The organism is Bilophila wadsworthia ATCC 49260 (assembly GCF_000701705.1).
Lineage (GTDB): Bacteria > Desulfobacterota > Desulfovibrionia > Desulfovibrionales > Desulfovibrionaceae > Bilophila > Bilophila wadsworthia.
The window spans coordinates 1-5,903 of the sequence record NZ_JNJP01000141.1; the positions used below are offsets into that span (position 1 = coordinate 1).

Below are 5,903 nucleotides of genomic sequence, written 5' to 3' on the forward strand. Positions count from 1 at the left end.
CTGGACATCGCCGTGGTCATGCTGCGGCACGTATCCAATTACACCGACTTTGCGCCGCTCGCCGCCGAACCCGACGTCCGCCTGCGTCCGGTGCGCCGTGCGGAGGAATGGGGCGACCCCGATGTGGTGATGCTTCCGGGCTCGAAAAGCGTGGTCCCCGACCTCGACGACCTGCGCCGCAGCGGGCTGGCGGACAATATCCTCGGGCACGCCGAGCGCGGCAAATGGATCTTCGGCATCTGCGGCGGGTTGCAGATTCTGGGCCGGGCCATCCTCGATCCCCACGGCATCGAGTCCGCCGCGCCGGAAGTGCCGGGGCTCGGGCTTATGGATCTGCGCTCGACCTTCGCAGCCGACAAGACGCTCGTGCGCGTGGCCCGCGCTGAAACCCCGCTCGGCGTGCCGTCCGGCGGCTATGAAATCCACCACGGCCTCACCGATCACGGCCCTTCGGCCCTGCCGCTGTTCCTGCGGGCCGACCGCGCCTATCCTTCCGAAGCGGAGCGCATCTGCGGCTATGTCTCGGGGCGGCGATGGGCGACCTACCTGCACGGCGTTTTCGATGACGACGCCTTCCGCCGCGCCTGGCTCGATCATGTGCGCGCCGACATCGGCCTTGCGCCGCAAGGTCGCCAGCTGGCTGCCTATGATCTTGAAAAGGCGCTGGACAGGCTCGCGGATATTGTGCGCGAACATTCCGACATGGAAACCATTTACCAAAGCATGGGATTGAAATGAATCTCGCCTTCCTCGCGCTGCTGCCCGCCGCGCTGTTGATCGACCGCCTTTTCGGGGAACTGCCTTCCCGCGTGCATCCCGTCTGCATGATGGGCGTGCTGGCCTCCCGCATCGAAACCCTGTTCCGGCGCGGTTCCAACAACGCTCTGATGTCCCTCTCCGGCACTCTCGCCTGTCTGCTTGTCGTCCTGCCCTGTGCCGCCCTCGCGGGCGGGCTGGCGTGGGCCGCGCAGGTTTACGCCGACCCCCGGGCGGCATGGTTCGTCTCGGCCATCATCATCTGGATCTGCGTCGCGCCCCGGAGCCTTGACGAACACGCCCTGCGCGTGGCCGTCCCGCTTGCCAAAGGCGATCTCGAAGGCGCACGCAAGGCCGTTTCCATGATGGTGGGCCGCAATCCAGACCGCCTCGACGCCCACGGCGTGGCCCGCGCCTGTGTGGAAAGCGTGGGCGAGAACCTCACGGACGGGGTCCTGTCCACGCTGTTTTGGGCGGGCATCGGCCTTTTCTTCTTCGGGTATCCGGGGGCCGCGTGCCTTGCCGTACTGCACCGCTCCGCCAACGTGCTCGATGCGCTCTGGGGCAAGAAAAACGAAAAATACATCCGTTTCGGCACGTTCGCGGCCCGGCTCGACGATGCCCTGAACTTCGTCCCGGCCCGGCTGTCTCTGCCCTGCATCGCGTTCGCCTCCCGCATCATCCCGAACCTGCGGCACAACCACATCCTTCCCGTGGGCTGGAAATACCGCACGGCCCACGAAAGCCCCAATTCCGCATGGAGCGAAGCGGCCTTTGCCGCAGCCCTCGGCCTCAAGCTCGGAGGCCCCGCCGTGTACGGGGATCTGTGCGTCGACCATCCGTGGCTCGGCGACGGAACCCCCGATGCCAAGCCCGCGCACATCGTGCTGGCAGTCCGGCTCATGTGGCATTCCGTTATCGTCTTCACGCTGTTTGAAGTGTTTCTTATCGGTATGTTGAGCTTGTAAGAACAATGAGCTGGAGAAGAGTACCCATGAACACACTGACGATTCCCGCATTTTCGGCTGAGGCGGCGGAAGCGGCGCAACGGCGTCTGGACAATCTTGCCAAGGTTCCGAGGAGCCTTGGCCGGATCGAGGAGCTAGCGGTACGGCTCGCGGGGATCACCGGGAAAGAATGCCCGGCTTTTCCCGAAAAATCCGTGGTGCTGTTCGCGGCGGATCACGATATCGCCCTTCAGGGCGTGAGCGCCACGGGACAGGAGGTGACGGAAATGCAGGTGCGCAATTTCGTCAAGGGCGGCGGGACGATAAACGCCTTTTGCCGCAATGCCGGAGCGCGGCTTTCCGTCGTGGACGTAGGCGTGAAGAACGACCTCGACGACGTGGAAGGGCTTGTGCGGCGCAAGGTCATGCACGCGGCACGCGACTTCAGCGAAGGCCCGGCCATGACCCGTGAAGAGGCGTTGGCCTGTGTGCAGGTGGGCATCGACATGGCCCGCGAGGAGGCCGCCCGAGGCGTGACCCTGCTTGCCGCCGGAGAAATGGGCATCGGCAACACCTCGCCCTCCTCGGCCATCGCCGCCGTGCTCACAGGCGCGTCGGTTGACGAGGTGACAGGCATCGGCTCCGGCATCCCTTCCGAGCGCGTCCGCCACAAGGCCGGCCTCATCCGGCGCGGCATTGCAATCAACCGCCCCAACCCAAGTGATGCCGTCGACGTGCTCGCCAAGGTCGGCGGGCCGGAACTCGCAGCCATGAGCGGGCTCATGCTCGGCGGGGCGTCGCTGCGCATTCCGGTCGTGGTGGACGGCTTCATCGCCGGTGCCGCCGCAGCCATCGCCATCGGCATCCGGCCCGGCGTGCGGGACATGCTCATCGGCTCGCATTCGTCCGTGGAGCCGGGGCATCAGATCCTCATGGATTACCTCGGCATTCCCACCTATTTTGACTTCGGGCTCAGGCTTGGGGAAGGCACGGGCGCGGCGCTGCTCTATCCGATCATCGACGCCGCCGTCCGCATCCTTACGGAAATGAACACGCTGCAAGGCATAGGCATGAAATGATGCTCCGCGCCGCCCTCGGCTTCTTCACCCGCCTGCCCATCGGTTCCGCACCGCTGCCGCCCACGTTCCGGGGCGTCGCCGTCTGGTTGCCCGTGGTCGGGCTCATCATCGGCGCGCTCGTATCCCTCGCGCTCGGCCTTGCGGCACAGCTCCTGCCCGCCTCCCTGTGCGGCGTCATCGGCTGCCTTGTCTGGGTTGCCGTGACGGGAGGGCTGCATCTTGACGGCGTGGCGGACTGCGGGGACGGGCTCATCGTGGAGGCTCCCCCGGCCCGGCGGCTGGAGATCATGAAAGATTCCCGGCTCGGCACGTTCGGCGGGGCCGCGTTGTTCTTCATACTCGCGCTCAAGGCCGCGGCCCTCGGCGCGCTGGCGGGCACTTTTCAGGCGGATGGAAGCGGTCCGGACGCCTTCGCGCCTCTCCTGCTGTCCTGCTGTCTTGCCGGAACGCTGGCGCGGTGCATGGTTTTCGCGGCAATGCGCGTTCCCTCGGCGCGTCCGGGCGGGCTCGGAGAAGCCCTGCACGAAGGCGTGACCTCGCGCCATGAGCTGATCGCCCTTGCTATCGGGCTCGGCATATGCGCCGTCAACGGGGTGCGCGGGCTCTACGCTCTCGCCATCGCCCTGCTCGCCGCATACCTTCTGCTTTCCACCGCAAAGAAACGGCTCGGCGGCGTCACTGGGGACGTATTCGGATGCCTCGTCGAACTGACGGAATGTGCTGTCCTCATAGTATGTTGCGTGTGAAACCAGGGGAGGGAAACAACCTGATGCGGAAATACGTGATCCCGAATATACGCCTCGGCGCGACCTCGTTCCTGCTGCACGAAACCTATGTGCCCGCCGTGCGGTTTGCAGCGGAACGGTGTGATGATGTGGCGCTTTTGCTGGTGGAACCGGGCGAGCGCAACGAATATCTCGCCACACCCGGCGAAATCGCCGAAATCGGCAGGATCATTGCCGGAGAGCGCGCGACCCTGCACGTGCATCTCCCCACGGACGCCGATTTCGATACGTGGGAAGGCGCGCGGTCGATGATCGGGAAAATCCGCCGCGTCGCCGAACTCACCGGCCCGCTCGATCCGCACAGCTTCGTGCTCCATGTGGATTTCCCCTCGCTGCATGGGACAGGGGGGGAACCTTCCGCCGAACAGCAGGAGTGGACCGCCGAAGCCCTGCGGGAAATCGCGGCGTGTCTGCCCGCGCCGGAACGCCTCGCCGTGGAAAACCTTGAGACCTACGCCCCCTCGTTCTGGGATCGCTGGCTTGCGGGCACGCCATACTCCCGCTGCCTTGATGTGGGGCATATCTGGAAGGACGGCGGCGATCCCGCCCCTGTGCTTGCGGCGTGGCTCCCTCGGGTGCGCGTCATCCATCTGCACGGTCTGGAGCCACGCGGGAGCGAGGCGGACGCGGCAAAGCCGCAAGGCCAGCAGAAAGCTCCGGAAAAACTGGCGGAAAGGAACCTGTCCCGCCTGTTCGGGCCTCGTCCGCGTGACCACAAGTCACTCCGGCTCATGCCGCCGGAATTCGTGGATGATGTGATGCACCCCCTCTGGAAAACCGGATTCTCCGGCGTGCTCAACCTTGAGGTCTTTTCCGTCGAGGATTTTACCGCTTCCCATGCCGTGCTCATGCACTCGTGGGAGCGGTATGCGGCCTCTTTCTAAGGAAAATTGGGGAGGGGAGGAAGGGACTTTCTGGAGAAAGTCCCTTCCTCCCCTCCCCCCCCCCTCCATCTTCAAAGACTTTTGGCCTTATCGAATCCCTTTTCACACGTTTTCTCAAGCAGGGAAGAGGCATTCACACTTTCAATGAAAGTGATAATATAACATTTTAAAATAACAAGTTAAATATTAAAAACATCAGAAGAGTGAATGCTTCGCATGGGGAAAGTGCTTGCGCTTGACTCGTGATGAACCACCGATGCAACATTTTCCCGCATAAAAAAATGACGCAGCCGGGAACCCCTTTCCCGAAAGGGCCTCCCGATCCGTAAAGGGCAGCATCATGGATAAGCCTGATTTGACTCTCTATCTCGGCGGCACGCGGAGCGGCAAAAGCGCACGTGCGGAGGCCCGGGTTTTTCAACGGGCCGACGGTCCGGTGTTGTATGTCGCTACAGCTGAAGCACGGCCGGACGATCCTTCGATGACGGAACGCATCCGGCGGCACCGTGCCCGCCGCCCGGAAAACTGGCGGACGCTCGAATGTCCGCTCCAGCTTGGAGAGCACATTGGCACCGCCCTTGCGGAATTCCGTAACACGGCGGGAACTCCCACCGTTTTGCTGGACTGCATCACCTTGTGGGTATCGAATATCCTGTTCAGCCTGCCTGATCCCGAAGATCTCAGCTCTTTCGAAGGTGCTGTGCGCCTTGAGACGGAAGCGTTGCTCGACATAATGCGCTCTTCCGGTTGCCAATGGGTGGTTGTTTCCGGCGAAACCGGGCTCGGCGGCATCGAACCTACCCGGCTCGGGCGGAACTACTGTGACGGCCTCGGCCTCGCCAACCAGCTTATCGCCGCGCAAGCCCGTGAAGCCTTTCTCGTCGTTGCCGGGCGGCTGCTCAAGCTGGAGGAATAAGGGGAGCCAATGAGAGGACACCGCGCCCTTCCTTCCCCAAAAAGAAGAGCGATTATACCTTTGACCGCTCCCGCCCTCAAACAAAAAACGCTCTGCTCCGCTCTTCCGTTAGAAAGAACAACAATAAGTTGATAACAGTAAAAGCCTTTAAGGGAGGGAGAACTTTCTGAACATGTTCTCCCCTCCCTCAAATCCTTGACGTGATCCCCCGGCTAAGCCGGGGGGCTCCTGCAGTTTGACAATTCCCTAAAACAGCAAACCTCCTTGTCCGAACCGCTCAAGGCAGAACAAGGAGGCTTTTTATGAAGCAATTACAAAGTTTAAGTCATACGGTCTGGGAGTGCAAGTATCATATAGTGTGGATTCCGAAATACCGGAAAAAGGTTTTGTACGGCAAGATTCGTGAGGAGTTGGTGGGCGTATTTCATGAATTGGCCAACCGCCGAGGTTGCAAGATACTGGAAGGGCACCTGTGTGTGGATCATGTGCACATGTTACTGTCGATTCCACCTAAATATGGGGTGGCAGAAGTAGTG

6 protein-coding genes and 1 pseudogene are annotated in these 5,903 nt (G+C 62.4%); all 7 read left to right on the top strand.

Going from position 1 to position 5,903, the window contains the following annotated elements; genetic code table 11:
* Positions 1-738, top strand: a pseudogene (locus T370_RS0121020) (cobyric acid synthase); the annotation flags it as partial.
* Complete coding sequence (gene cbiB, locus T370_RS0121025; RefSeq protein ID WP_029436909.1) at positions 735-1,724, top strand: adenosylcobinamide-phosphate synthase CbiB; 990 nt, start codon at positions 735-737, stop codon at positions 1,722-1,724. The pseudogene T370_RS0121020 and the gene cbiB, both read left to right, overlap by 4 nt.
* 26 nt (positions 1,725-1,750) lie before the next feature.
* On the top strand, positions 1,751-2,782 hold the full coding sequence (gene cobT / locus T370_RS0121030) for a nicotinate-nucleotide--dimethylbenzimidazole phosphoribosyltransferase (RefSeq protein WP_005023843.1): 1,032 nt from the start codon (positions 1,751-1,753) through the stop codon (positions 2,780-2,782).
* Positions 2,779-3,528: an adenosylcobinamide-GDP ribazoletransferase gene (cobS, locus tag T370_RS0121035; RefSeq protein ID WP_029436910.1), complete on the top strand. Its 750-nt coding sequence runs from the start codon at positions 2,779-2,781 to the stop codon at positions 3,526-3,528. The genes cobT and cobS overlap by 4 nt, the downstream gene beginning before the upstream one ends.
* A gap of 23 nt (positions 3,529-3,551) precedes the next feature.
* Positions 3,552-4,451: a cobamide remodeling phosphodiesterase CbiR gene (gene cbiR / locus T370_RS0121040; protein WP_029436911.1), complete on the top strand. Its 900-nt coding sequence runs from the start codon at positions 3,552-3,554 to the stop codon at positions 4,449-4,451.
* Between the two features lie 340 nt (positions 4,452-4,791).
* Positions 4,792-5,367 (top strand): bifunctional adenosylcobinamide kinase/adenosylcobinamide-phosphate guanylyltransferase, encoded by a 576-nt coding sequence (locus T370_RS0121045; RefSeq protein ID WP_005023837.1) that lies wholly within the window; start codon positions 4,792-4,794, stop codon positions 5,365-5,367.
* A gap of 302 nt (positions 5,368-5,669) precedes the next feature.
* Positions 5,670-5,903, top strand: a 234-nt coding sequence (gene tnpA, locus T370_RS0121050; RefSeq protein ID WP_029436912.1) for an IS200/IS605 family transposase, incomplete at its 3' end; no start/stop codon positions are given.

Excerpts from the sequence above, each read along its gene's own strand:
- cbiB (WP_029436909.1), top strand. The coding sequence starts at position 735 with ATGAATCTCGCCTTCCTCGCGCTGCTGCCCGCCGCGCTGTTGATCGAC.
- cobT (WP_005023843.1), top strand. The coding sequence starts at position 1,751 with ATGAACACACTGACGATTCCCGCATTTTCGGCTGAGGCGGCGGAAGCG.
- cobS (WP_029436910.1), top strand. The coding sequence starts at position 2,779 with ATGATGCTCCGCGCCGCCCTCGGCTTCTTCACCCGCCTGCCCATCGGT.
- cbiR (WP_029436911.1), top strand. The coding sequence starts at position 3,552 with ATGCGGAAATACGTGATCCCGAATATACGCCTCGGCGCGACCTCGTTC.
- T370_RS0121045 (WP_005023837.1), top strand. The coding sequence starts at position 4,792 with ATGGATAAGCCTGATTTGACTCTCTATCTCGGCGGCACGCGGAGCGGC.